The 889-nt window shown below is 64.8% G+C and carries 1 protein-coding gene; it reads left to right on the top strand.

All coding sequences use genetic code 11. The features are described 5' to 3' along the window. Positions 1–47 precede the first annotated feature (47 nt). Positions 48–889, top strand: an 842-nt coding sequence (locus USH94_RS22460) for a TrbI/VirB10 family protein (RefSeq protein WP_320731356.1), incomplete at its 3' end; no start/stop codon positions are given.

The following is an 889-nucleotide window of genomic DNA, read 5'->3' as shown; positions in this document are numbered from 1 at the left end:
GTGGCGAACGGCAGCACCGTCTCACCGGACGTGAAACTGGAGAGCAAATGATGAACGAACAGGAAGACATTAAAACCGCCGCCGAACTGGAGGCGGAAGCACGCGAGCGGGCGCGGGCAGAGATTGACGGCGACAAACCCGCCGCAGGCGCGGTGCAGCCCGGACAGCCGCAGGTGGTGCAGCACGCGAAGCGACGCAGCCACCGCACGCTCGTGCTGGCCGTTATCAGCCTGGTATTGCTGGTCATTATCGCCACCGGCGGGGATTATCTGATGGGGAAACTGAAGGGAGACGGCAGCGCGTCGCGCGCCAGCCGTGAACCGGAAGCGCAAACCACCTCCCCTGCCCGCGAACGCCAGAACATCGGACGGGATCTGAACCCGCTGGGGCAGCTGAAAGACAGCGCCGGGCAGGAGAAGACAGAACCGGACGATACCGCCGCGTCGCCGCCCGAATCGCAGGCCCCCGTAACGTTTGACAAGGTCAGCGCCCTGGCAGAAAGCGGCACGGTGAGTACAACCAGCGCCCCTAAACGCACGACAGGCAGTAACGCACCGTCAGCGGGCAGCGCGTCCGCGCCGGGCTCTGCGACGCCAGCAGGACAGGCGCAGGATAACGGGCTGGCGCGCATCACCGGCGTGAAGCTGCTCGGTCTCGATCCGGATTTGTATATTCCGTCCGACAGACATATCCCCTGCGCGATGATGCAGCGCTTCGTTTCGGACGTGGGCGGGCGTTTCAAGTGTCTTATCAGCGAGGACGTTTACAGCGCCAGCAATGCCGTGACCCTTATCCCGGCGGGGACTGAAGCGCGCGGCCTGTACCGCACCGGCACGCTGAAAAACGGGCAGGGGCGGCTTTTTCTCGCCATCACCGAGCTGCGCACGCC

Origin of the sequence: Enterobacter sp. 148H3, assembly GCF_034107425.1 — a bacterium.
Taxonomy (GTDB): Bacteria; Pseudomonadota; Gammaproteobacteria; order Enterobacterales; family Enterobacteriaceae; genus Enterobacter; species Enterobacter vonholyi.
This window is presented reverse-complemented; position numbering and strand designations above follow the sequence as displayed.